The following is a 26,528-nucleotide window of genomic DNA, read 5'->3' as shown; positions in this document are numbered from 1 at the left end:
ATGACGTCTGAAACCGTTCGCGCGTGGGCGCTACAAGCTGTGCCTTGAGTCTACGGCGTTGCATGTTCGCAGATGGTGGATCGGGCTATTCGTTCGCCATGAGCGCAGACCATGCCGAAACCGCGCGCAGTCGGTGTCGGAGGGTCGCCCTAAGCTGGCGGCATGGTCACGCTCGATCCCTCCCAGCAGCTTGTGCTTTCGCTCGACCCGGCCCGACACGCGCGTGTGCTCGGCGCACCGGGCAGCGGCAAGACCGAGGTGCTCGTGGAAGCGGTCGCGCGCCTGCTCGAACTGCCGGGCTGGGGCGAACATGACATCTGGGTCTGGGGGGCCAATCGCGAGGTGGCCGCGGGCCTCCGCGGCAGACTCGAACGTCGCATTGAAGGGCCGCTCGGGGGCACACCCGCGCGCACCGCGACATCGTTCGCGTTTGCGCTGCTGCAGCGGATCGCCGCGACCGAGGGGCGCACACCGCCGAGGCTGCTGACGGGCACGGCTCACGACGAGGCGGTCGCGCTCATCGTCGAGGCTGCGCTCGCCGCGGGAGGCGAGACGCCGTCGATGCTTCAGGCGGGGGTGCTCCACCCTGATGTGCTGCGGGGTGAGTCGTTCCGCGCTGAGGTGCGCGAGGTGTCAAGGGTGCTCGACGACTTCGCGATCCACCCGGAAGAACTTGCCACCAGGTTGCGGCGTGCGCTTCGGGAGGGTGGGGGCGCCCACACGCTGTTGCCCGACCCCGAGCTTGCCGAACATTGGCTCGTCGCGTGCGAACTGGTGGCCGCGGTGAATGCGCATTTGCGGGCCACACGGCCCGACGAGCTGTCTTCCAGCGAGTTGATGCGTGTGGCCGCTGGCGCGCTGGTGTCGCAGCAGAACGTCGCGGTGCCGCGATTGGTCCTGGTCGACGATGCGCAGGAGCTCGGGGAAGGAGAGCTTGCGCTTCTGGCCGCCCTCGTGAGGCGGGGCGCTCGCGTCTGGTCATTCGGAGACCCCGACATCTCCACGGGCGCGTTCCACGGCGAGCGGGTGCGAATGCTCGCGGGGGTGAGCGCTGAGCTTGAGCGGCGCGGCGCTCCGGCGTTGCCCACCGGACTCACCGAACAACTGGTGATTCTCACACGCGTCCATCGGCAGGGTCAGGTGCTCAGAACATTCGTGCAGCAGGTGAGCGCCCGGGTCGGCACCGCGGGTGTCGGCCAGCAGCGGGAGGCGGGGGCCGCCCCGCGAACTGACGCTGCGGAGCTCGCAGGGCCTGGGGGCAGCGTGCAGTTTGCGACGGTCGCCTCGTCGGCCGAGCAGCTGGGTGTCATCGCGCATCGGCTGCGCCGCAGGCGGCTGGGCCTCGATGCTGAGATGCCGATGGCATGGAGCGACATGGCCGTGATTTGCCGCAGCAGGGGTGAAGTGATCCGCACCGCGCGTGTGCTTGCCGGGCACCAGGTGCCGACGAGCGTAGCCGCCGGCGGAGTCGTGCTGCGAGATTCCCAGCTCGTGCGCGAACTCATCCTGATCTTGCAACACGCGCTTGGTTTTGAATCGCTCACGCCACGACACCTGCTCGATCTGCTGGGTGGTGTGATCGGCGGGCTCGACCCCATCGCGCTGCGTCGACTCCGGGGTGAGCTTCGACTGCAGGAAAATCGGCGCGCGCGTGCCGAGGAACGGCCTCCGGTCTCCGTCGAGGAACTCGTCGCGCAGGCCTGCGCCGCTCCGAGCAGTGCCCCGGTCGTCGACTCGCGCGCAGGCCGAAGTCTCGGACGTCTCGGCGCGCTGCTCTCGGCGGCGCGGGTGGCGGCCGAGCGGGGCGGAACCCCGCGAGAGGTGTTGTGGGAGATTTGGCACGGAACGGGCCTCGCCGCCTCACTGCAGAATGAGGCGCTCGAAGGTCGTGGCTCGCGCGCGGACGAGGCCCACCGTTCGCTCGACGCCGTGCTTGGTCTCTTTTTTGCGCTGCAGCGACACGAGGAGCAGGACAGCAATCTCCCCGTCTCCGACCTGCTGCGAGAGCTGCTTGTGAGTTCGGTGCCCAAAGACTCGCTCGCAGCTCGGAGCGAGCGCGACGTGGTGACGGTGACCACACCTCAGGGTGTCATCGGTCGCGAATTCGGTGTGGTGTGCGTGCTCGGGCCGCAGGAGGGATCGTGGCCCAACCTGCGATCCCGCGGCTCGCTACTCGGCGTGATCGCGCTGGAACGATGGTTGCGCGGAGAGGTGGCCGCGGCACCTTCTCGCAAAGACACCCTGCACGATGAACTTCGGCTCCTCGTGCACACCTGTGCACGGGCCCGCCACGAACTGCTCGCCGTCGCAATTTCCGATGAGGATCACCACCCCAGCGCCTTTTTCGGCCTCGGCCGCGATTACGCGGTCGCGGGGCCCCTGCCGAGCACCAGGTTGACCCTGCGAGGTGCGGTGGCCGAGATGCGACGTCGACTGACCGCTGACTCAGGCGATGAAGTAGCGCTTCGTTCTCTCGTAGCGCTCGCCCGCGCGGGTGCCTCCGGCGCACACCCGACGGAATGGTATGGCGTGAGCCCCCCGAGTACCGAGCGGCCGCTGGTTGATCTTGCCGGCGACCCCGAGGCGTTCGTTTCGGTGAGCCCCTCGCGGCTCGAAGATGCCGAGCGGTGTCCGCTCGACTGGGCGATTTCGACGCTCGGGGGAGGCGGTACTGGCGTGAGCCAGGGAATCGGCACCCTGCTGCACCGTGCGCTGGAGACGGCGGATGGTGCGGTCAGTGCTGAGGAGCTGGTCGAGGTGGTGGCCGCCGAGTGGGGTGGTCTCGTATTCGAGGCCGAATGGGAGGCGGAGCGAAAGATGGAGCTCGTGAAAGAGATGGCCCGCGGGCTTGCCGACTACCTTGCTGAGTTCGAGGGTTCGAATCGGGTGGTCGTCGGGCGTGAAGCAAAGCTCCGACTGGAGATCGATCGTGCCCGCATCGTGGGTGTCGCCGATCGGCTCGAGGCGCGTGAACTCGCAGATGGAAGGGTCGAGATCTCGGTGGTCGACCTCAAGACCGGCGCCACGATGCCCTCGGGCCCAGAGCTTCCCACGCACGCACAGTTGCAGGCCTATCAGTTGGGGCTGATCCACCACGCGTTTGATATCGAGGGTGAGATTTCGGCTGCCAGCACGGTGAACGGAGGCGCGAGGCTGCTGTTCGTGCACCCGGATGTGCGCACCACCAGGGGGGCGGAGGCGGGCAGCACCTTTCGTCAGCCGACGCAGCCCCTGCTCGATACCGAGGGGCAGCGCGTGTTCAGGGAGCGCGTGGCCGCGGTGGCGGAGGTGATGGCCGCGGGTACATTCGTGGCTCGCGTCGAACATCACTGCAGCGACCCGCATGCACTCGGGGGGGCGTGCAGGCTTCACGTGATTCCGGCGGTGAGCCACGCATGAGCGATCAGAGCCCCAACTCCAAGATGGAGACTCCCGCACGCATGCCCGTGCCCGTATTCTCGGCTGCGCGAGTGGCCGAAATTATGGCAGGTCCGGGCCATACCGTGATCATCCCCACCGCAGAGCAGACGACGATCATCGAGCATCCTCTCGGCGGCACCGCCCTCGTGATCGCCGGCGCCGGCAGCGGCAAGACCGAGACGATGGCCAACCGAGTGGTCTGGCTCGTTGCGAACGGTTTTGCTGACCCCTCGCAGATCCTCGGCCTCACGTTCACCCGTAAGGCGGCCGGAGAGTTGGGTGAGCGCATCGCGGGGCGGCTCGCGACGTTCACCGAGCGGCTGATCGATGCCGGCCAACGGGGCCGACTCAGTGCTACAGAGGTGGATCGGGCCCAGGCGCTCGCGGAGGTGCTCGGCGATGGCCTCGACCTGCCTGACGTGAGTACCTACAACGCCTTCGCGTCGGGTGTCGTGCAGGAGTTCGGAGCACTCGCCGGGATCGCCTCCTCGGCCACCGTCATCGACGAGGCCACCGCGTGGCGCATCGCGCGCGACGTGGTGTGCGCGAGCACCGACCCCGAACTGGTGTCGTCGGGCGATTCCATTGCGCAAGTGGTGGGCCGGGTCATCGAACTCGACCACGCGGTCTCAGACAACCTCACGTCATTCGACCTCGTCGCCCAGGTGATCACCGAGTTCGAGCGGGTGGGCTCGCTGCCCTATAACGACAAGTCGACAGGTGCACACAAGCTCTACGCCGAAATTCGAGACATTCTGAAGAACATGCGCGGCACGCAGATCGCGCTCCGGCTCGCGCGGGTGTTCGCCGAGGAGAAGCGACGGCGTGGGCTGATCGAGTTCTCCGACCAGCTAGCCCTCGCTGTCGAGACCCTCCAGCGCTTCCCCAAGGCGACGGTCCAACTTCGGCAGCGCACCCCGGTCGTGCTGCTTGACGAAGTGCAAGACACTTCGGTGGGCCAGACACGATTGCTGTCGATGCTTTACGCCGGAACCTCGGTGATGGCCGTTGGCGATCCGCACCAATCGATCTATGGCTTCCGCGGGGCCTCGGCAGACAATCTGCGGTCGTTCCTTCGCGACTTTCGCCGACCCGGGGCCCCAGCTGCGGAGGCCGCGACGCTCAGCCTCTCGGTGAGCTGGCGCAACCCGAGCGAGGTGCTGAAGGTAGCGAACACGATCTCGGCACCGCTGACCGCGACCACGCCGGTCGATGTGCCGCGGCTCCGCTCGAAGGAAGAGCATCTCGGACCGAAGACTGGCACGGCAGTCGGTGCCAGTGCCAGTGCCAGTGCCAGTGCTAGTGCTGGTGCAGGTGACCTCCGAGCGAAGGCGCACACTGCGGTGGAGTGGCGGTTTCCCGAGACGCTTGACGAGGAATTCGAGCAGCTCGCGACCTGGATGCGAGATGCCCGCGCCGAGCACCTGCAACGCACCGGAACTCCCGCGACTGCGGCCGTGGTGATGCGCGCTCGCAAGTGGATGCCGGCCGTTTCCGACGCGCTCACGCGGGCGGGGGTGCCCAATCGCATCGTCGGTCTCGGGGGGCTCCTCACCACACCCGAGGTGACCGAGGTGGTGTGCGCGCTGCGCTGCGTGTGGTTTGCAGATGCGGGTTCAGACCTCATACGGCTTCTCGCAAGCCCCAGGTTTCGCGTCGGCGCTGCGGACCTCGCGGGCCTGCGCCACGCCGCGAGCTGGTTCGCGAAGCGAGACACCGGCCAGCAACCGCTGAGCGAGGAAGACCTGCGGGGCGAACAGGCGCTTCCCGACCCGGATCGGCAGTTCACCCTGCTCGATGCGGTCGATGAAATCAGCTCGATGAAGCGGCTCGACCACGTCGCTCTTGCGCGCATCAGCGAGGTGGGGAAGGAACGTATTCGTGAGGCGGGTCAGGTGTTGCGGCGCCTGCGACAGGCGGTTGGGCGCGACATTCCGGGTCTGCTGCGTGCGGTCGAATACGAGTTGCGGATCGACATCGAACTCGAGGCGAATGAGCGCACGGGGTACGCGGGCGGTGCGCTTGCCCGCGCAAATCTCGATGCCTTCACCGACCTCATCGAGGTGTTTCTCTCGACCGACAAGCACGGCACCCTCGCCTCGGTGTTGGCGTGGCTCGAACGTCTCACCGAGCTCGATCAGGCCGCCGAACACGTTCCCGAACCCGAGCCTGGCACGGTGCACCTCATCACGGGCCACGGTGCCAAGGGGCTTGAGTGGGACCTGGTGGCGGTGCCGCGACTCGTCGAGAGTGAGTTTCCCGGCTCGCCCAAGGAAGGCCTGGGGTGGCTGCGCCCCGGGAAGATTCCTGACGAGCTTCGAGGGGATGCCGCCGCGCGGCCAAAACTCGACTGGCGCATCGCCACGACCCAGGCGGAGTTGCGAGAGCGCATCATGGGTACCCGCGGGAAGGGTGACGGGTCCACCGAGCCCGTGCCCGGGTATAAAGAGCTCCTTGCCGAACGCAGCCAGGAGGAAGAACGTCGCCTCGCTTACGTCGCGGTGACCCGCGCGGCCTCCCGGCTGCTCCTCACCGGATCGTTTTGGGGCGGAACGAAAACCCCGCGCGGTCCTTCGACCTTCCTCACCGAGCTCGCTGACGCGGGGGTCATCACGGGGCTTCCTGTGCAGAGTGCGCACGAGGAGGACCCCCTCGACCGGCCCGAACGAACGGCGGAGTGGCCACTGGATCCGCTGGGCGCGCGCGCGGAGGCGGTGCTCACCGCGGCGGCGACGCTCGAACGGGCGCTCGAGGAGCCGGCGGAGTCTCGTCCGCCGCAACACGGAGCTGGCGTGGAGCCCACGGTGGAACTCCTGCTTGCCGAGCGCGATGCTGCCACCCGGGACGCGGTTCAGCCAGCGAACGCTGAACGACTCACCGCATCGACCTTCCACGAGTTCATCGAACATCCCGCGGAGGCCGAGCGGCGCAGGATCCGCCCGGTGCCGATGCGACCCTATCGGCGTACCCGCACCGGAAACCGTTTCCACGAGTGGGTCGAACGTCGCGTGACCACGAGCCTGGGCACGGCGGTGCCGCTGTGGGGGTTTGATCCGGAAACCGACGATCTCTCGCGACTCGAGTTTGATGGAGAACCCGAACTGCAGCCACTGATCGAGCAGTTCGAGCGCTCACGCTTTGCTGATCGTCAGCCGATCGCCGTCGAACTCGAGGTATCGATTCCGTTCGCGGGCAGACGACTCGTCTGCAAGCTTGACGCGGTGTACGCAACCGGCGAGGGAACGGACGCTCGGGTCGAGGTCGTCGATTGGAAGTCCGGACGCCCGCCAAAGAACGACGCGGAGCGCCGCTCGCGCTTCCTGCAGCTCGACCTGTATCGGCACGCCTACGCGCAATGGGCTGGCATCGATCCCGCGCGCATCGATGTCACCCTGTTTTACGTTGCAGAGGGGCAGGAGTTGCGTGGCGAGGGCAACCGTTCCCTTGCTGAACTCGAACAACTGTGGCTGGCCGCCGCAGAGTCACTGCACGGGGAGGCATAGCCGCGGGCTTTTCCGAGGGTCTCCAGCTATCTCTCGAGCGGATCGATCGGCTGTGTCGCCTGATCGTTAATGGAGGCAGGACCCTCGCTGGGCTCTGACGTTTCTTCAGGCGCTTGTGCATCGCCCTGCGCGGGCACCGCAACGGGTTCGATGAAGTCGGTGTCCGCGTGAAACATGCGATCTTCGTCGAGCGCCTCGTATTCCGCGGTCTCAGAACGCGGGTCGAACGGCACGTCAGGAACCTCGTCGAGCAGTTGCTCGACTTCGCTTCCGGAAAGGGTGCTGCGCGCCGGAATGGGGGTGCCCAGTCGGTCAAGCCGATCCACCAATCGATCGAACATCGCAACCGCATCGTCGACAACAACCGAATCGTGCGTGTCGACCCCGTGGAGCAGCCAGCGCGCGACCTCGAGTTGATGGTAAAAGTGGGCCCGGGCGCGAATTTCGCGCATTCCCGTGACTCCGCGAATCGCCGAATACCGCGCGAGTACTGCATCGAGCGCGTCGCCACTCGAAGCGAGCAACCATGCGAGATCCGTCGCCGGATCGCCGGCGGCGAGCGCGTCCCAGCCCAAGATGCCGACAATCTGGTCGTCGGTCACGATCAGCTGATCTGCGGTCAAGGATCCGTGCACGACGGTCGGGGCGAAATCCCAGAGTGAGGTCGACCGGAGCGTGTCGAGCCACCTTTGATGCACGGTTTCGGGCAGCAGGTGGGTCTGCGCGGCACGCTCGACGAGTCGCAGGGCCTGGCCTCGCGCCTCTTGGGCCGACCGCGTGGGCAACCCACCCTGCTGCACCAACGAAGTGGGGAGATTGTGGATCGCGGCGAGCGCCTCGGCGACCGGCTGCAGCAGCAGTGCATCTGCCTCGACGTTGCCCGCATCGACACGACCGCCCTCAATGAATGTGGTGACGACTGCTCGCGTGTCGCCCGCGCGAGTGATTCCGCGTGTGAAGGGCACAGCGAACGGCAGTTCTTCCCGTGCGCCCTCGGCAAGGGCGGCAAGCCCGAGCAGCTCGGCCGACTGCCGTACCTCTGCGTTCGGGGTTCGGGGGACGCGGATAATCAGGTCGCCGTCGTCGGTGACGAGGACCGCCGAGCTGTACGCACCGTCGCCGTCGGCGGTGTGGGAACGGGTGCCGCGAACGTTCAGCCCGGGCACCGCCGAGGTTGCCAGCGCGGCTAAGGTTAGAGGGGTGCTCGCCATACGTTCAGCGTAGGCATGAGCACGGCGTGGCGGGGCACGCCACGCGCAGGGACTGCGATGCCGGCTGAATGAGGAGCAACGTATGACGCACCGGGATGCGCCGCCGCTATCGGGAAGCGGCATCGACCGCGATGCCCGCACCCGCATGAGCGAGGCCACGCTGGACGCTGCCTGGCGGGAGCCGCAGACCCGGCTCTTGCGGTTGCGCGGCGGGCAGGTGTCGGTCCTGCAATCCGTGGATGGTGCCATTGCCTTGGCGCTGAGCCCAATCACTTCTGACCGACTGCCTTCGGCTCTGTACCTCGGTCGCTGGGAAGGTCGCGCAATATTCGCGGAGGTTCTCGACGTGCAGTCGACGTCAGGGGAGCAGACCGACGGGACCACTGGCGAGCCGGGCGACTCGGGAGCTGCTGGCGACTCCGGCTCTGCTGGTGATGCCGGCGATGCCGGCGATGCCGGCGATGCCGGCGATGCTGCAGAATCCGGCAGCCCAATCGCACAATGGCGGCACCCCTTCGAGTTCAGCTCGGACCTTGACCGCGCGGAACGCGAACTCATGACCACGGCACTCGCACTGAGCAACTGGCACGCGAGCCACCCGTATTCGACCCGCGACGGCCAGCGCACCGAGCCGGTACTCGGTGGATGGGCGAGACACGATGCGCACGGTGGCGAGCACTTTCCACGCACCGACCCCGCGGTGATTGTTCTGGTTGAGCACGAAGACCGGCTGTTGCTGGGCTCGAACGTGTTGTGGGAATCCGGCAGATTCTCGTTGCTCGCGGGTTTTGTTGAGGCGGGCGAGTCGGCGGAACAGGCGGTGGTGCGCGAGGTGGGTGAAGAAGCGGGCATCCGCGTCGGCGACGTGCGCTACGTCGCCTCACAGCCATGGCCATTCCCGCGCTCGCTGATGCTCGGTTTCCGGGCGAGGCTCGCGCCGGGTGTGCACCCCGACGACGTGATTCCGGAGCCGGAAGAGATTTCCGAGTTGCGTTGGTTCACGCGCGAGGAGCTTCGCGCGCCCGCGCCGGGTCTCCTCCTTCCGGGCACGTTGTCGATCGCCAGGTGGCTGATCGACGGGTGGGTTGCCGAGGGCGACGACCACGGAGAAGGCTCGGAGGACGCGGGAGGCGTTTCGTGATCGACGTGCTCGACGGGCTTGATCCCGATCAGCGGGAGATTGCCGAGTGCGTGCGTGGCCCAGTGCTCGTGCTTGCCGGTGCGGGCACCGGCAAGACTCGCACAATTACACGGCGGATCGCGCACGGCGTGCGCACCGGGGTGTACACCCCCGAGCGTGTGCTTGCGGTGACGTTCACCCGGAAGGCCGCGGGAGAAATGCAGGGCCGACTGCGGGCACTCGGCGCAGAGGGCGTTCGCGCGCAGACGTTTCACGGTGCCGCACTCGCGCAACTCGGCTTCTTCTGGCCGCAACTGGTGGGTGGCCCCGCGCCGAAGGTGTTGGGGGGCAAGATTCCCACGGTCTCTCAGGCCGTGGAGTCGCTGCATCTGCGCCTCCCCACCGAGACCTTGCGCGACATCGCGAGTGAGATCGAGTGGCGCAAGGTGTCGATGCTCGGTCTCGAGAGTTACGCTGCGAAGCTCACCGCTGCAGTGGATCCGCGCCCCGTGCCCTCGGGCATCACTGCCGAGCAACTCCTCGCGATCCACGAGCGATACGGCAGTCTGCTCGACGACCGTCGCCAGATTGACTTTGAGGACGTACTGATTCTCTTGGCCGGCATGCTCGAAACCGAGCCCCGCGCCGCGATGCAGGTGCGCGAGCGCTATCGATTCTTCACCGTCGATGAGTATCAGGACGTGTCGCCGCTGCAACACGCGGTGTTGCGCGCCTGGCTGGGCGAGCGCGACGACGTGTGTGTCGTTGGTGACGCGAGCCAGACCATTTACAGCTTCGCGGGGGCATCGAGTTCGTTCCTGCTGCGGTTCGCCGGCGAACACCCGAACGCCCGCGAGTTTCGGCTCGAGCGTAACTACCGCTCGACTGAGCCGATCGTGCGCTGCGCGAACCGGCTGATGCGGGATCGGCCGGGCGCACTCACGCTCGAGTCCCAGCGTGAATCGACCGTGCACGAGAACCTTCCCACGGTGGAGTGGTTTGCGAATGAGAAGGACGAGGCGCAGGCTGTCGCTGCCTCCATCAAGGCGAGCATTGCCGCGGGAACGCCAGCCAGCGAGATCGCGGTGCTCTTTCGCACCAATGCCCAGTCGGCGAGCGTGGAGGCCGAGCTCGATCGATTCGGGATCGGGTCGCGGGTGCACGGCGCTCAGCGGTTCTTCGATCGTGCGGATGTGCGGCAGGCGGTCATGCTCATTCGTGGCCAGTCGAAGGTCGCGGATCCTCGCCCGTTGTTTCAGATTGTGAGCGATCTGCTCAGGTCGTGCGGGTGGAGCTCCCAGCCCCCCGCGGGGTCGGCTGGGCGGGAACGCTGGCAGGCGCTCAATGGCATTCTCACTCTCGTCGATGAGCAGCCGCCCGGAACCACCGTGCATGCGTTTAGTGAAGAATTGCTTGCCAGGCAGCGTGCACACCACGAGCCGACGCTTGACACGGTGACGCTCAGCGCGGTGCACGCGGCCAAGGGGCTCGAGTGGTCACTCGTTCACCTCATTGGCATGAGCGAGGGCCTGTTTCCTATCTCTTACGCCACAGACGAAGAAGCGATCGAGGAAGAACGTCGGCTCGTCTATGTGGCCATTACACGGGCAAGGGACGAGTTGCGTATCTCTGGCTCAGCCGGCCGTGCGCGCGGCGGGCGTCAGCCTTCGCGCTTCATCGCCGAGGCTGGGCTCACCATGGCTGGCTGAGGGTTGAGGCCTCGACGTGCCAGGGCACCGCGCTCGCCGTCGCACACGCACAGTCGGGGTGCGCCAGCACTGAGTGCTCCTCGGGAATCGTGCTCGGCATTCCGTCTTCGACTCTTAGGCGCAGCTGCGTCACCCGCTGCCAGTCGGACTCATCCCACCGTCGGTGCACGTAGGCCAGCGCGAGCGCCGAGGCGAACTCTGCACTCGCCGGAGTCTCCGCCGCGGGGAAGCGCCCGTGGAGTTGCGCGGCGAGCGCGGGGAGGCCCGGGTCGTGAGCGACCTCGCGGAGGTGCAGACAGGTAATACACGGTGCGCGGCCGGGGATCACCAGTGGCCCGATGCGGACGCTGCGATCGGTGAACCGCACCGCCAGGTGCGGCAGGCCAGAGGCGGCAAGTTCGTGAAAGGTCGCCGGAGGCTCCATGAATCGCTCCACCACGATGCAGAGGTCGGGTGAGACGTGGTCGCTCGCGAGTGCATCACTCGGTAGGAGCGACCAGTGAAGCGATTCCCAACCTGCGCGACCGACGGCGCTGCGGAGGCTCTCGGCCGCGCCGCCCGTGCCGAGAACCGCGATGCGCAGCCGACGTGCTTCGACGGGGGCCGTCCCGACAGCGGATTTCTCGCGTCTGTCGCCACTCGACCCGCCACTCGACCCGCCACTCGACCCGCCATTCGACCCTCCGTTCGACCCGCCCCGCGATACGCCGCGTGCGTTGCCGTGTGGGTCATCAATTCGTCGGGTGACGAGCACGGGGGCAACGAGTTCGATCAGTGCTCGCCGCTCTGCTGCTGTCGCGCCCACGAGCAGCGATGCCCGGGGCAATTCCGAGAGCGGCAGCCCCCGTTGTAGCACACCCAGAAGTCGCTGGGTGCCCGCGGAGGGCGCTGTGATTCGTGCCTCTGCTCGGTCAAAGCCCAGTCGCAGTGTCTGCGGATCTTCCCAACACAGGGGGAGTGCCGGGTCAATGCAAGCGAACGATTCCTTCATGCTCCCAGCATGCCGCTCGCGACCCCGCGTCTGTGAGTTCTCCACAGAGCCAGTCGAAGTGTCCGAGAATTCCTCCGTGCGCCCGGCCTGTGAGGGGGATTACACCGGTGGAGGAGTTGGCTCCTCGCCGCGGCGGTTCTCGCCGGAATCGCCCTCGCCAAACTGGCCCGTGTCGCTCCCCGCTGACGGCAGGTCACCATCAAGTAGCAGTGCGAGTTCCCGATCAAAATCATCTGGCTCGGAGGCTGCGGGTTCGACACCAGCGAGGCCCAGTCGCTCGAGCAAGCGGGCCGGGTGATCGAGCTCTTCGGCCGTCGGCAACAGATCGGGATGCGACCAGAGGTCATCACGTCGAGCGGTGCCTCCGCGCTCGGCCACCAGTCGCCAGACCGCCGCCGCCTCGCGTTGGCGGCGCGGACGAAGCTCAAGGCCCACGAGGGTGCTGAATGCGTGCTCGGCGGGGCCGCCAGCGGCACGGCGGCGCCGCACCATCTCGCCGATCGCGTCGGCACCCGGCAGACGTGTCACCGCGGCCGCAGTGACAACGTCGACCCAACCCTCGATCAGGGCAAGCATCGTCTCAAGTCGTTGGTGCGCAGCCTCTTGCTCGGGGGTCTTCGGCGGAATCAGAGCACCGCTGGAGACCAGGTCCTGGATCTTCGAGGTGTCGGACGGATCGAGATCCCTCGCGAGCTCTTCGATATGTGAGGTGTCGATGCGCATTCCGCGCGCGTAATCGGTGACTGCGGTGATGAGGTGCAAGCGCAACCACTTTGTGTGGCGAAACAGCCGCGCGTGGGCAAGTTCACGCACCGCGAGATAGAGCGTCACCGCCTCCGCGTCCTGGTCGAGGCCGGTGGCGAACGACGTCACCCCGCTGGGGATCAAGGTTCCACCCTCGCGGCCGGGCCCCGCGAACAGTGGGATTCCCACATCGCCGCCAGCGGCGACCTCGTGCGAGAGTTTGCCCACGATCTGTCCGAGTTGGGTCGCAAAAAGGGCGCCACCGACACTTCGCAACATGGGGCCAAACTGGGTGATTGAGCCAGACAGCTCCTCGGGAAGTTGGCCGGTCAGGGCATCGGTGAGCGCGCGGGCGATGGAGTCGGCGACGGGTTCGGCCAGGCTGATCCACGTGTCTACGCTTTGCTGTACCCATTCAATGCGGGTGATCGCTCGCGGCGCATCGGGAGCTTGGCCGACATCGGTCACCTCGTCGAGCCAGAGCGAGGCGACAGGAAAGGCTCGCAGGGCCCCGGCTGGGTCACCCGACGGCCCGCCTCCGCCAGCGATCTCGATCGCTGTACGCCGTGTGATGGACCAGTCGATGCCCTCGGTGGGATTCTGCATGGCCTGCTGCAGCGAGGCAAAAAGGCCCTGCAGGGCAGCAGGGTCGCCCGGGAGTCCGGCCGCCTGGGCGAGGGTCGCTGGATCGAAACTCGGGTCGGTCGGGCCGCCTCCGCCCGCAAGCAAATCGCGCAGCATGCGCTGCAGTTCATTGAAGGCATCGTCTCCGTTTGCCTCGGGTGTGCCTTCGTGGTCTTGCGCGCCCATGCTGTCTCCTTGCGTTCGAAACCACGCTACGGCACACACTCAAGAATCGGCTGCTAGATTGTGCCCACTCGGCCGCCCGGGTTCCGCTCACTGCGAACAGATGTCGGAAGCGGGCCGATGACGGAAGGACAGCGTGGCGCACAACACGAACGTGACGGCAGGTGGTGGGGTGCGCGGCTGGTGGATCGGGGCAGCCTTCCTGGTGCTCATGACCCTGGGTGCAGCAACAATTCCTTCCCCCTACGCTATCGAGCAACCCGGCCCGGTAGTCGATGCGTTCGGCAGCATCGAAACCGCGGAAGGGGAAACCCCCGTCATCACAGTTGAGGGGGTCGAGACCTTTCCCACGAGTGGCACCATCAATATTCTGAGCGTGACGATCAGCGGATCGCCCGACCGGCCCCTCGCATGGCTGGCACTCGCGCGCACCTGGTTCGACCCAACGCAATCTGTGGTGCCGCTCTCTGCACTCTTCCCCGAGGGCATTTCAGCGGAGGAGCGCGCAGCCGCGAACGCCCAATTGATGGAGACCTCGCAGCTGCAGGCAACCGCAGCCGCGCTCGGTCAGCTCGGACAACCCCTGACCGGCGAGGTGCGGGTGATGTCCGTCGTAGACGGCGGTCCGGCCGAGGGGATTCTGGAACAAGGGGACACGATTCTTGCTGCTGGCGAGCGCGAGATCGGAGGGCTTGGTGAATTGCAGGCGGCGCTAGCTCAGGCCGGATCCGGCGGACAGCTCACCCTGGACATTGCCCGAGGCGGAAATGACCTGAGGGTTGTCGTGAGCCCGCAGGCACGCGGAAGCGATCCACAACCCTTACTCGGTGTGACCGTCACCACGGAACTCGAGATTCCGTTTGACGTCGAGTTCCAACTCGACAAGATTGGCGGCCCGAGCGCTGGACTCACCTTCGCGCTGGCACTCTACGACCTCCTCACCCCGGGTGAGCTCACGGGCGGGCTGACCGTGAGTACCACAGGAACGATTGATGAGGTCGGCACCGTCGGCCCGATCGGGGGCGTGCCCCAGAAACTGTGGGGCGCGGCAAACGCGGGCACGGACCTCATCCTCCTTCCCCTCGCAAACTGTAGGGATCTCCCAGAGTCCCTGCCTGAGGGGGTACAGGTCGTGCCGGTGGCGACACTCACCGAAGCGATTACCGCCATTGACGCCGTCAAGGCGGGCGAGACCCCAGCAGGGCTCGAGCGTTGTGAGGCCCCCGTGTAACAGGGCAGGAATCGGCCAGCCCGGATCCTGCCCAGTGCGTGTCCAGTGCTTTGTCAGAGCGGACAGATAGGGTGGGAAAGACGCTGAATACGCGACCCCTACAGGAAGTATCGACGTGACCGACCAGACCAAAGTTGACTCGCCGGCCCGCCCGCGCCGTATCTCACCCCTCGCCGTCACGGTGGTGTTGGTGGTGGTGCTCATACTCGGCTTCCTCGCGGCAGCCACCATCATCGGCGAGGTGATGTGGTTTGATCAGCTCGGCTTCTTGCCGGTGCTGACGACCCAGTGGATCGCCGCAGGTGCGATGTTCCTCGTCGGCTTTGTGGTGATGGCCGTGCCGGTGTTTTTCGCCATCGATCTTGCCTACCGGAAGCGCCCGGTGTATGCGCGACTCACCGCGCAACTCGATCGTTATCAGGAATTGGTTGAGCCGCTGCGCCGACTCATCAAGTGGCTCTTGCCAGCGGTCTTTGGACTCTTTGCCGGCCTGGCCACGGCATCACAGTGGCAGAGCGTATTGCTGTGGCTGAACGCCGAGCCCACCGGTACAACCGACGCCGAATTCGGCCTCGATATTTCCTTTTACCTGTTTGATTTGCCGCTTTTGCAGGGCATCGTGGGATTCGCGTCGGCGGTTATCCTGATTAGCCTGCTCGCGGGTGTCGCGACAAGCTATCTCTACGGTGGCATTGCCTTCTCCGGTCGCGACGTGCGCATTTCAAAGTCCACGCGCATTCAGGCCGCTGTGCTGGCCACGCTCTATCTTCTGCTGCAGGGTGTGAGCCTTTGGCTTGATCAGTACCTCACCTTGACCGACGACGCAGGTCTGTTTACCGGCGCGACCTTCGCGGGCGTGCACGCAGTGATTCCCGGCAAGCAGATTCTGGCGGGGATCGCGGTTCTGGTAGCGGTTCTCTTCATCATCACCGCGTTCACCGGCAAGTGGCGGCTGCCGGTCACCGGTACCGTGCTCTTGCTGGTGTCGAGTCTGGTTCTCGGCGTGGGGTATCCGTGGGCGGTGCAGCAGTTCCAGGTCACCCCTGATGAGAAGAGCCTCGAAAGTGATTACCTGGCGCGAAACATTGAGGCTACCCGTACCGCGTTCGGAATCGACGAGGTTGAGGTCGAGCGCTACGACGCGGTCACAACCGCAGAGCCGGGTGCGCTTCGCGACGATGCCGTAGCGACCGCCAACATTCGTATCATCGACCCCGAAGTGGTGTCGGCGACCTTCGCGCAGCTCGAGCAGAGCCGACAGTACTACCAGTTCCCCGACTCGCTGAGCGTTGATCGCTACGAGATTGACGGTGAGGTCGTCGACACGGTGTCGGCGGTGCGCGACATCAACGTGGAGAGTCAGACGAGCTGGTTCAACCGCACGCTCGTCTACACCCACGGATATGGACTAGTTGCCGCGTACGGCAACCAACGCTCCGAGGGCGGCGAGCCGGTGTTTCTGGAGAGCGGGATCCCGACGAGTGGGCGCCTCGGCGAGTTTGAGCCGCGCATCTACTTCGGTATGAACTCGCCCGAGTACTCCATCGTTGGCGGCGAGCGCGAGCGCCCAATCGAGCTTGACTATCCAGCTGATGATGAGAGCGAAGCTCCCGCAGCGGAACCGGCTGCCGCGGCTGACGAAACAGCCGCAGAGGGTGCGACTGACACGACAGACGCGGAAGCTTCTGCCGCCGAGGAAGAGGCCGCGATCGCAGCCGAGGCCGAAGCTGCAGCCGCCGATGAGGAAGTCGTAGCTGAGTCTGACGGGACGAGGCAGAACCTCACCACCTTCACGGGGGGCGGTGGCCCGGTGCTGTCGAACATCTTCACGAAGCTGATCTATGCCTTGAAGTTCCAAGATATGGAGGTCCTGCTCTCGGGTGCCGTCGTCGATGGTTCGGAGATTCTCTACGACCGAAACCCGGTTGACCGCGTGTCGAAAGTGGCCCCGTACCTCACGATCGACTCTGCTCCGTATGCGTCGGTCGTCGACGGGCGAGTGGTCTGGATCGTCGACGGGTACACCACCTCGTCCGACTACCCTTACTCTGACCTGAACGATTTCAACGCGCTCAAGGTCGATGCCGACAATCCCCGTACCTCGCCGCTCATCGATCCGGTGAACTACATTCGCAACTCGGTGAAGGCCACCGTCGATGCGTATGACGGCTCAGTGAACCTGTACGCGTGGGACGCGGAGGATCCACTGTTGAAGGCCTGGGGCAACGTTTTCCCCGGCACGCTGAAGCCGGTCGACGAGATGAGCGGTGACCTGCTCAGCCACGTTCGGTACCCGGGCGACCTGTTCCGCGCGCAACGCGAGGTGCTCTCGAAGTACCACGTCACCGACGCGGGAGCGTTCTACTCCTCAGAGGATGCGTGGCGGACGCCGAACGATCCGGTCTCAGCTTCAGCCGGGAGCGCCGACGCACTGCGTCAGCCGCCCTACTACCTGACCCTTTCCGCAGGTACCGGCGCTGAGCCCAACTTCTCGATCTACTCGACCTATATTCCTGCCGCGGAGGGCGAGGGGCAGCGCGACATCCTGACCGGGTATCTCGCTGCGAACGCCAACGCAGGTTCGAAAGACGGCGTCGTCGCTGAGGGGTACGGTACGCTCAAGCTGTTGACGTTGCCCAAGGGCAACACCGTGCCGGGTCCGGGTCAGGTACAGAACAGCTTCACCACCGACTCGCAGGTTTCGAACCTGCTGAATATTCTCCGTCAGGGTGAGAGCCAGGTCATTAGTGGCAACCTGCTCACTCTGCCGCTCGGCGGCGGTCTGCTTTACGTGCAGCCGGTCTACGTCCAAGCTTCCTCGGGTACGAGCTTCCCGATCCTGCAGAAGGTGCTCGTCTCCTTCGGCGATCAGATTGCGTTCGAAGACACGCTTGACCAAGCGCTCGATTCGCTCTTCGGTGGGAACTCAGGCGCCCAGGCCGGAGATGGTGACGTGCCGGTCGGCGAGGGGGAGACGCCCGCCACGGATGGTGCAACTGACGGCGGAGAGACCACCGCCCCCAGCGCCGGGTCGGCCACACAGTCGGCTGCGATGCAGGCTGCTCTGCAGGCGATGCAGCAGGCAATTGCGGATCGGGATCAGGCGATGAAGGATGGTGACTGGGCCGCATACGGTGAGGCCGATCAGCGGCTTCGGGCCGCACTTGAGCAGGCCATCCAGGCAGAGTAGTCGGTGCGGGTGGCTTCGCTCTCTCGGGAACGCAGGCCGCTCAAGATTAGGCGCTCACAGGCGGGCTCGGAAAGAAATTTCCGAGCCCGTTTCTGTTACTCGGGCGAGGTCGCGAATCGATTGCTGCTCGGACGCTGAGAGGCCTGGCCGCGGAGGCTCCGCGAGAGGAAACCGGGAAAACAAAAGAGGCGCCCGTGAGGGCGCCTCTTTCTTTTTCGTTGCGGGGGCAGGATTTGAACCTACGACCTCCGGGTTATGAGCCCGGCGAGCTACCGAACTGCTCCACCCCGCGGCACAAGAATTAACTCTAGCACGGAAGTCTGCGCGGCACGAATCGAGGCCAGGTGAGGGCGTTTCTTCGGTCTCTCGTGCCTGTGGAAAGCGGGCGCGGCGGGGAAGCGCGCCCACGCATGCTGGGGAAACCAAATCGAAGGGATCCCCATGACTCGCTTACGAGCACGCACGTTTACATTCGCCCGAATGCTGGCGCTGGGCCTTGCGGTGGTTCTCGGCCTCTCGATCGTCGTCCTTGGCGGTCCTGGCCAGACTCCAGCGTCAGCGTATACGCCGGGGCGGATGCTTGACTTCAACGGATGGCCAGTCGGCACTTTTCAGCTCGCGAACGGCCAGTTCGTCTATTGCGTCGAGCCTGGTGCGAACCCACCGAACCAGACCCAGCAGTGGGCCGATGTGGTGGACGAACTGCGAGGGTACTCGATCGATATGTCGGATGTCACCGGCTGGTCGGGCCAGGTATCGACAGCGCCGATTAGCGGCGAGCCACTGAGGAGAATCAACTATGTGCTGTCGACTCACGGTGACACCCAGAGCGCAGACACCGCGGTGGCGGTGCAGTTCGCGATCTGGATGCTTCGTGAGGGTGCTGGCGAGGCTGCCTGGCTGGCTCATCACATCGCCTGGGTGGAGCAGCACGGTGGCATGAGCCAGATGAATGCGGCGCGCGCCTTGGTTGCTGAGGCCATCGCCATCGCCCTTCCTCCGTCCCCGCCGAGCCCCACTGCACTGCACCTGCGGGAGGAAGGCGATTTCGGTGAGGGTGTGGTCGCGTATCCCGAGGGTGCAACCGAACTGCGCATCTCCGGAGGCGCTTTTGCCGATGGCTCGACTGTCATGACGCTTGATGGCAGCGCAGCGGGCGAGGTGAGCTGGCGCGCGCACCTGCACCCCAGCGGGTGGCAGCGCCTGAACCACGTGCGGGTGAGCGGGTCGTGGAGTCTGCCCTCTCGGGGCTGGCCCGCGCAACTCGAGGTGTACCCGTCACTCGTTCCGGAGGAGCAGACGCTGAGCTGGGCGGTCGGGCCGGTAAGCGAGACCTATTCGGGAGAGTGGGCACCCGTCGAAATCGCCATCGACACACAGTTTTCGCCAGTCCTGTCCACGCAGGTTGTTGAGCGGTGGCTCCCGCGCGAGAGCACTCCCTTCGCCGACAGGGTCACCCTATCGGTGGGTGAAGACAGTGCGCCCTGGGCGCAGCGCGTTCATGGCGAGGGGGGCTACACGTTCGCTCCGATCGTGGCGAACGGTGTGGTGTACGGCCCGTTCAACCGGCCCCAAACGCTCAGCGATTCGGTTCCCGTTGGTGCCCCGATTGCGGGAACGGCCAGGTTGGTGGCCGACCGAGGGCCCGGATCATACGAGATCACCAGCGCGCACGTGCCTGACGAGTCGGGGTACTACTACTGGGTGTGGGAGGTCGCTGAGACCACCCAGCTCCCTGAGGTCAGAAGTGCGCAGCTCCTTGCTGCCGACTACCGCTTCACTGACAGGTTTGGCCTTGTTGAGGAAGGGCATGTCACAGCCACTCGGCTTCGCTGGAACACTGAGCTCCTGAGCAATGAAGTGACGATCGACCAGTTGCATCTGACCGACCGGCTGACAGCGACACTGCACGGCGGCGCTTGGTTGCGCGACGAGACGGGCGCCAGAATTCCCGCGCGCATTCGTCTCAGCGTCTATGAGTCCTCTCAGATGCCCCGGCAGCAAAGTGAGCTTCCTGTGGGCGCACAAGAAATTGCCCGAGGGTTTATTGAGGTGAATGCTCCGAATCGAACGATCACCTCGGACCCTATCGCGCTCCCCGAGGGCACCCGCGGCTGGGTGACCATCCGTGCGTGCCTCGTGGCGGAAGACCAGCAGGAGAGGTGGCGTGGATACGTGGAGGAGTGGTGTGACGACTATGGCGTTCCTGCGGAGACGGCCCGCATCGTTGTGCCCGAGTCGCTCGCGATCACGGGCGGTGCAGGAATCGAGGCTTTGGCGATCGGCGGGTTTACCATCCTCGTAACCGGGGTCGCGCTGCTGGTTGTGTCGCGAGTCCGTCGTCCACGAGCGTGAGCGGCGGGTGCGAGGCAAAATCAAAGCGCGCAGCACCTCTCCAGTCGACACAAGTCAAATTCATAGAATTGCCGGGCATGCTGGTCACACGAGAAAGGGAGCCCCAATGACTCAGACCCCCGATGCGGATCAACCGACCACCCAGTACCCGACCTTCGTTCAACAGCCCGTGCAACAGGTATCGCAGGCTCCCCAGCCGATGCAGGCACCGCAGCCTCAGCGCAACCGAAGCGGTGGCCTGGTCGCAGGAATCGCCATTGGAGCCATCATCGGCAGTCTCGTCGGTGGCGGCGCAGCGGCGGTCATCGCCACGAATGTTGGTGGCGCGCCGGTCGTGCAGGCCACGGGTGGAACGTTGACGCTCTCGAACGTGGATTCCGCGACTGCGATCTCCGGGGTTGCAGCGGTTGCGACGCCCAGCGTGGTGACCCTCCAGGTCACCTCCGCAGCGGGCAGCGGATCGGGCTCCGGAGTCATCTTTACCTCCGATGGGTACATCATCACGAACGCTCACGTAGCCACGCTGTCGGGTGCGACCGCCGACCCCGAGATCTTTGTGCGCCTGAGCGATGGCACCAGGCTGAGCGCGGTGCTCGTCGGGAGCGATCCCTACGCAGACATCGCGGTGGTGAAGGTAGATGCCGAGGGGCTCACCCCGATGGCCATCGCCGATTCTGAGGCGATCAACGTCGGCGATCTCGCGGTGGCCATCGGTGCGCCGTTGAATCTCTCGAATACGGTCACCAGTGGAGTTGTGAGCGCCCTCAACCGTGGGATCTCGATCGCCAGCTCCATGGTGCCGGAGGGAACAGACGATGAGGTTGCGCCGGAGGACCCAAACGGGGGCAACGAGTTCCCATGGGACTTCCGGTTCGAGACACCCGAAAATCAGGGCCAGCAACAGATGCGTGGAAGTGCAAGCGTCGCGGTGCCCGTCTTGCAGACCGACGCATCGATCAACCCAGGAAACTCCGGGGGAGCGCTGCTGAACGCGCGCGCCGAACTGATCGGCATCAACGTAGCGCTGGCATCGAACGATAATTCAGCGACGGCCGGAAGCGACGGACTGGGCTTCGCCATACCGTCGAACCTCGCGGTGCGCGTCGCGGAGGCGATCGTCGCTGGCGAGCAGCCATCGCACGGTCTGCTCGGTGTGAGCGTCGTGGCGGCAAGTCAAGACACCGACGAGGATGCAAATCGCGAGGGCGGCCTGATCGCCGAAGTGGTTCCCGGGGGAGCTGCAGAAGAAGCTGGCCTCCGGGTCGGCGACGTGATCACCGCAGTGGACGGCGTGGCAGTTGATTCCAGCACCGCGGTTTCCGCAATGATTCGGTTGCACGCGGGCGGCAGCGACGTGACCATCACGTACTCCCGGGATGGCGAGCTGAGCGAGGTCGAGGTGACACTCGGCACGCTCGAATGGTAATCACGCAACGAACCTTCGCGGGCGCCGCTCACCGGGTATGAACCGGCTGCGCGGCGCCCGCGCTGTCTCTCTGCCTTCGCGCCCCGCGTATGCCATAGGGTGTCAGTCGTGAGTGATGGCGGACTGAACTTTGCGCGCGCGAACCTGGCGAAGCTTCTCGCGCTTCCCACGTTTGCCTTCGCATGGATACTCGCACTCTTCGTACCCCGATCTGCTACTCGCTGGGTATTCGGCAGCGGCAGTGGAGTCGCGGAGGGCGCACTTGCAGTGGCGCGCGCGCTCCGTCACACCGACTCGCAGGCACAGATCATGTGGGCGGTAGCTACTGATGACGAAGCGCACGCTGCAGAGGCAGAGGGCTTCACCCCAGTGCGTCGGAGTAGCTGGTCAGGGTTTTGGGCAACGCTTCGTGCCGGGCAAATCGTCGTTACCCACGGGCACGGTGATGCGAATCGATACGGAGTGTTCGGTGCCCGTGTGACGCACCTCATTCACGGTGCCCCGCTGAAGCGTCTACATCTCGATTCCCCGGTCACGACCCAGTTCTCCGGCCCCTCGATCGTGCGGGCGCTCCTCCGGCGTATGTATCTCGCCGGCAGCAACAGAATCGAGCTTTTTGTTGCGGGTTCGGTCACTGCCGCGGAACGACTTCGCACCGCGTATCGCGTGGCGCCTGGGCGCGTGCGCGTGCTCGGCGATCCCCGTGACGATGTTGTCGCCGCACAGGCCGCGGATCCGCGCCTCGCCGCCAACGCGCGGATCGAGGTGCGTGAGCTTCTCGGGCTGCCGCCTGAGGCCGCAGAATACGAACGCCCAGAGCCCCTGGTGCTGTATGCGCCGACGTGGCGAGACGGTGATGTCGACCCGGGAGTTCCGACCGCACAGGAGGCAGCGTCGATCCACAAGCTCATGGAGAGTTTGGGTGCACGACTGGTGCTGCGCCCCCACCCCCTGGGTGCCGGACCGTACGCCGAGGTCACGGGAGCGCGGGTGCACCTGCTGGGCGCGGAGACGGTGCGCGACATCACCCCGCTCCTCGGCGCGTTCGATGCCATCATTACCGACTACTCGTCGATCGCGGTCGATTTCTCGCTGTTGGCGCGCCCCATCGTTTGGTTTGCGCCGGATCTCGAGCACTACGTCAGGACCCGGGGACTGTACGAGCCACTGGAGGTCACCTCGGCCGGCCAGTTGCAGCGGGACTGGCCCGGGGCCCTTCGCCACCTGTCCGAAGTCATTGTTCCGGGATCGCGGGCCCGTCGTGCGGCTGAGACAGACGCACGCACCCTTGCGAGGCGGTTCCACGCGCATCCCGAGGGGGGTGCCGCTGCGCGGGTCGTCGCGGAAATCGTGCGACTTGGACAGCCTGCGCGCGAACGGATCCCCGCCGGGGCCGTGTTTTTCGAAAGCTATTACGGGCGTCAGGTCAGCTGCAATCCGCTTGCCATCGACCGAGAGATTGCGATCAGGCACCCCGAGGTGCCGAGGTACTGGAGCGTCATCAGCGAGCGGATCACCCCGCCACCGGGAGCACTCCCCGTGCTGGTGGGTGGGGCAGACTGGCTCGCCGTGCGACGCCGCGCACGACTCCTTGTGGTCAATGACTGGTTGCGTTACGGATTCCGCAGACACCGCGGTCAGACCGTGCTGCAGACCTGGCACGGCACGATGCTCAAGCACCTGGCGCTCGGTCGCCCCGGCATGACGCTGCGCACGCGCCTCGCGATCCGCCGAGAGAGCAGGCGCTGGAATTTGCTGCTGTCGCAGAATCCGCATTCCACCGCCCAATTTCGCACCAGCTACGCCTACCGCGGGGAGATCCTCGAGACCGGCTACCCCCGAGACGATCGCCTGGCGAACGCGCTTGCTGGAGCGGAACGCAGCCCGGTGCGCATCGACACGGCGCGGAGAACACTGGGCATTCCCGGGGGCCGACGCGTGCTTGTCTACGCTCCGACGTGGCGCGACTCGCGACTCGCGCTCGTTGACGAGCTCGACGTTCGTGCGCTCGCCGCCGAGCTGGGTGACGACTGGGTCGTAGTCGCCCGTGGCCACACGCGCACGCACGGCCTGGGAACGTATGCCGGGGTCGACGGTGGTGTCATCGATGCGTCGGCTCACCCCGACGTGAACGACGTGATTCTGGCCGCCGACTTCCTTGTGACCGACTACTCCTCGGTGATGTTTGACGCGGCGGTCGCGCGGGTACCAACGATCTGCTTCGTTCCCGATCTCGCGCAGTATCGCGACCGCGAGCGCGGCTTCACATTTGAGTTCGATGCGCTCGCGCCGGGCCCGCTTCTCACCGAGCGCAGTGCGGTGGTCGCATGCGCGCAGGAGCTTGCAGCTCATGGCGCCGCCGCACCATGGATACTGGAGAACGCAGCGACCGCCGAGCGCTTTCGCGACACCTTTGCCCCGCACGACGACGGAGGTGCCGCAGCACGCGTGGTTGACGCGCTTGAAGCTCGGGGAGCCCTACCGCGCGCGTGACCGATCCACGGTGCGGCTCGCGCCCCCCGCGATTCCGACGAGGAACCCGACCCCCCAGCTGACGTGCATGGTGACGAGCACTGCGGCACCCACGAGGCGTTCGCGCACTCCGTGCAGAGCGGGGAGCCGCGTCGTGCCAAACGCCACCGCGCCCGCGTAGGCGAGTGGCAGTGCGTGCACCACCGACCACCAGGCCCACGGTACGAGCCCGACGCACTGCAGCGCGAGCACGACGAGGCTCGTGGTCAACGCCAGCACGAGCGCACCCGGGGCGAAGAATCGCCACGGATGAGCGCGCGGGTGGCGACGCACCAAGACGGCTCGCCAGGCACCCGTGGCGAAAAACTGGCGCGAGAGATCCGGCAGACTGGCACGCGGCCAGTAGGTGACGCGCAACGACGGATCGAACCACACGATTCCGCCCGCCATGCGGATGCGCAGGTTGAGTTCCCAGTCCTCGCCCCGGCGGATGCCTGGATCGTAGCCTCCGACGGCTTCGATTGCCTCCCGACGGAAAATACCCAGGTAGGCGCTTTCGGCGGGACCGGGGGTTCCGTCGCCGTGATATGCGCCGCCCCCCAGACCATAGGGACTGTTGTAGCCGGCCGCGATCGCACGCTGAACCGTGGTGCGGCCCGCGGCCTGCATCACCCCGCCGACGTTCGCCGCGCCCTCGCGACGCAGCGCGGCGATCCCCGCGCTCGTGTACTCGGGCACGAGCTCGCTGTGGGCATCCACCCGCACAACCACGGGAAACCTGCTTGTAGCGATCGCGAGATTCAGGCCGATGGGGATGTCTCGCCCGGGGTTCTCAACGAGCCGCACCCGAGGGTCGGCAGCGGCCAGGCGATCCGCAATCTCAGTGCTGCGGTCGGTCGACGGCCCGAGCGCCAACACGATTTCTTTCTCGCCCTTGTACTGCTGCCCAAGAATTGTGCGCACGGCGGTTTCGAGGTGCTCTTCCTCATTGAGGACCGGCATCACGTAGCTCACCGCGGGCAGTGAGGGCAGGGGAGTCAAGTGCACCCCATGATCTTCCCACGCGCCGCTCGGGAGGATCGTCCCAGCGGCCGCGGCTACGCTGGGAGGATGCAGTTTTCCAAGGACAGTAAGCGCGCGATTCGGCTCGCCAAGCGGGTACTCAAGGGTCGGCGTGCCTTCTTTGAAGTACGCGATTTGCTCGCCGCCCGTGGCCCGCTGCCGGCGGGTAAGTTCCGCGTGGGGGTGTATTTCGCTGACAGCGACGTCAACATCTACCAGATGCGGCAGTGGTATGCACCGCTCCGCGAACTCTCGAAAACCCACCCGGTCCTCTTGATTGCCCGCAACGCAGCCGGAGCCCGGCAGCTCATGCACGAGAGTGGGCTGGAGGTCGCTTTCGCACCAAAAGTCACCGGTCTGGAGCGGCTGATTGTCGAGCAACCACTGGAGGTGATTCTCTATGTCAACCAGAACACCAGGAACTTTCAGATGATGCGGTACGGGAGTCGCTGGCACGTGTTCATCAACCATGGTGAGAGCGACAAGATGTACATGACCAGCAACCAGCACAAGGCGTACGATTTTGCGTTCGTTGCGGGAGATGCCGCACGAGCCCGACTCTCGAAGGCACTGTGGGACTACGACGTTGACGCGCGCACCGTCGCGATTGGGAGGCCACAAACCGATCACCTTGCGGGCGACCCGCCTTTTCCCGACGACGACCGCACCGTCGTGTTCTATGCCCCCACGTGGGAGGGCGACCGCCCGGCGGCTAGCTATGGTTCAGTCGCCTCTCACGGAGAAACACTCGTGCGTCGCCTGCTTCAGACCGGCCGACATCGCGTGGTGTATCGGCCTCACCCGCGCAGCGGGGTGGTGGATCCCGCCTTTGGTGCGGCAAATGAGCGCATCATCGCGGCACTCGCTGAGGCAAATCGGCGCGATCCTTCGGCCCATCACGTCTTCGACCAGTCGCCCCAGCTTGGATGGCAGCTCAGCTTGCCGGATGTTGCCATCTGCGACGTCTCAGCGATGATCTACGATCGGCTCGCGACAGGTAAGCCACTCATGGTCACGCGTCCGCTCGCGCCCGAGGCGGAGATCGACGAGGGTGGGTACCTCAGCGTGTGCGAGTGGCTGAGTGCCAGCGACACGGAGACAGTAGACGAGGTGCTCGATCGTGTTATCGGGGACAACGCCGCGCGCGAGCGTCTGGGCACGTGGTCGAAGCACTACTTCGGCGACACCACACCCGGGGCCCCGAGCAGGCGTTTCCGTGAGGCCATTGAAGCACTCTTCGTTCGTGCGGACGAGTGGAAAGCTCGTACGCGGTCGTAATTCGGGGAG

The 26,528-nt window shown here is 65.7% G+C and carries 14 protein-coding genes and 1 tRNA gene; 10 read left to right on the top strand and 5 right to left on the bottom strand.

The genetic code is table 11. The annotated features are described in order from the left end of the window. Positions 1-162 precede the first annotated feature (162 nt). Together ACR0R4_RS10080 and ACR0R4_RS10075 are read left to right on the top strand one after the other, a co-directional pair. Complete coding sequence (locus tag ACR0R4_RS10080; protein WP_433647268.1) at positions 163-3,399, top strand: PD-(D/E)XK nuclease family protein; 3,237 nt, start codon at positions 163-165, stop codon at positions 3,397-3,399. After that, positions 3,396-6,923: an ATP-dependent helicase gene (locus ACR0R4_RS10075; protein WP_433647267.1), complete on the top strand. Its 3,528-nt coding sequence runs from the start codon at positions 3,396-3,398 to the stop codon at positions 6,921-6,923. Before ACR0R4_RS10080 ends, ACR0R4_RS10075 begins: the two co-directional genes overlap by 4 nt. A gap of 26 nt (positions 6,924-6,949) precedes the next feature. On the opposite strand, the gene ACR0R4_RS10070 is transcribed toward ACR0R4_RS10075, so the two are convergent. Beyond that, positions 6,950-8,134 carry a phosphotransferase gene (locus ACR0R4_RS10070; RefSeq protein WP_433647266.1) on the bottom strand — a complete coding sequence of 395 codons (1,185 nt, stop codon included), beginning with the start codon at positions 8,132-8,134 and terminating at the stop codon, positions 6,950-6,952. An 82-nt stretch (positions 8,135-8,216) separates the two neighbouring features. Between ACR0R4_RS10070 and nudC the strand changes: the two genes are divergently transcribed. Together nudC and ACR0R4_RS10060 are read left to right on the top strand one after the other, a co-directional pair. Further along, a complete protein-coding gene (nudC, locus tag ACR0R4_RS10065; RefSeq protein WP_433647265.1) occupies positions 8,217-9,275 on the top strand; it encodes an NAD(+) diphosphatase in 1,059 nt (352 codons plus the stop codon). Next, on the top strand, positions 9,272-10,963 hold the full coding sequence (locus ACR0R4_RS10060) for an ATP-dependent helicase (protein WP_433647264.1): 1,692 nt from the start codon (positions 9,272-9,274) through the stop codon (positions 10,961-10,963). Before nudC ends, ACR0R4_RS10060 begins: the two co-directional genes overlap by 4 nt. Here ACR0R4_RS10060 and ACR0R4_RS10055 read toward each other — a convergent pair. Together ACR0R4_RS10055 and ACR0R4_RS10050 are read right to left on the bottom strand one after the other, a co-directional pair. Next, on the bottom strand, positions 10,947-11,999 hold the full coding sequence (locus tag ACR0R4_RS10055) for a hypothetical protein (RefSeq protein ID WP_433647263.1): 1,053 nt from the start codon (positions 11,997-11,999) through the stop codon (positions 10,947-10,949). The genes ACR0R4_RS10060 and ACR0R4_RS10055 overlap by 17 nt on opposite strands. Before the next feature lie 54 nt (positions 12,000-12,053). Further along, complete coding sequence (locus tag ACR0R4_RS10050; protein ID WP_433647262.1) at positions 12,054-13,508, bottom strand: zinc-dependent metalloprotease; 1,455 nt, start codon at positions 13,506-13,508, stop codon at positions 12,054-12,056. A 133-nt stretch (positions 13,509-13,641) separates the two neighbouring features. Between ACR0R4_RS10050 and ACR0R4_RS10045 the strand changes: the two genes are divergently transcribed. After that, positions 13,642-14,736, top strand: a complete 1,095-nt coding sequence (locus ACR0R4_RS10045; RefSeq protein ID WP_433647261.1) for a YlbL family protein — start codon at positions 13,642-13,644, stop codon at positions 14,734-14,736. 115 nt (positions 14,737-14,851) lie between these two features. Beyond that, a complete protein-coding gene (locus tag ACR0R4_RS10040) occupies positions 14,852-17,926 on the top strand; it encodes a UPF0182 family membrane protein (protein ID WP_433647260.1) in 3,075 nt (1,024 codons plus the stop codon). Between the two features lie 218 nt (positions 17,927-18,144). On the opposite strand, the gene ACR0R4_RS10035 is transcribed toward ACR0R4_RS10040, so the two are convergent. Further along, a tRNA-Met gene (locus ACR0R4_RS10035) sits at positions 18,145-18,218 on the bottom strand. 149 nt (positions 18,219-18,367) lie between these two features. Between ACR0R4_RS10035 and ACR0R4_RS10030 the strand changes: the two genes are divergently transcribed. The 3 genes from ACR0R4_RS10030 (at position 18,368) to ACR0R4_RS10020 (ending at position 24,200) form a co-directional block, all read left to right on the top strand. Further along, positions 18,368-20,281, top strand: a complete 1,914-nt coding sequence (locus tag ACR0R4_RS10030; RefSeq protein WP_433647259.1) for a hypothetical protein — start codon at positions 18,368-18,370, stop codon at positions 20,279-20,281. A gap of 106 nt (positions 20,282-20,387) precedes the next feature. Continuing rightward, on the top strand, positions 20,388-21,707 hold the full coding sequence (locus ACR0R4_RS10025; protein ID WP_433647258.1) for a S1C family serine protease: 1,320 nt from the start codon (positions 20,388-20,390) through the stop codon (positions 21,705-21,707). A 108-nt stretch (positions 21,708-21,815) separates the two neighbouring features. Continuing rightward, positions 21,816-24,200 (top strand): CDP-glycerol glycerophosphotransferase family protein, encoded by a 2,385-nt coding sequence (locus ACR0R4_RS10020; RefSeq protein WP_433647257.1) that lies wholly within the window; start codon positions 21,816-21,818, stop codon positions 24,198-24,200. Here ACR0R4_RS10020 and ACR0R4_RS10015 read toward each other — a convergent pair. Then, positions 24,186-25,226 (bottom strand): glycosyltransferase family 2 protein, encoded by a 1,041-nt coding sequence (locus ACR0R4_RS10015; protein WP_433647256.1) that lies wholly within the window; start codon positions 25,224-25,226, stop codon positions 24,186-24,188. The genes ACR0R4_RS10020 and ACR0R4_RS10015 overlap by 15 nt on opposite strands. Before the next feature lie 63 nt (positions 25,227-25,289). On the opposite strand from ACR0R4_RS10015, the gene ACR0R4_RS10010 reads away from it, so the two are divergent. Continuing rightward, the gene (locus ACR0R4_RS10010; protein WP_433647255.1) at positions 25,290-26,519 is read left to right on the top strand and encodes a CDP-glycerol glycerophosphotransferase family protein; all 1,230 of its coding nucleotides are present in this window, start codon (positions 25,290-25,292) and stop codon (positions 26,517-26,519) included. Positions 26,520-26,528: the final 9 nt, after the last annotated feature.

Origin of the sequence: Leucobacter fengyongliangi (genome assembly GCF_050971685.1) — a bacterium.
Lineage (GTDB): Bacteria > Actinomycetota > Actinomycetes > Actinomycetales > Microbacteriaceae > Leucobacter.
Note: the sequence above shows the minus strand (reverse complement) of the source record. Positions and strands in the feature narration are given on the sequence as shown.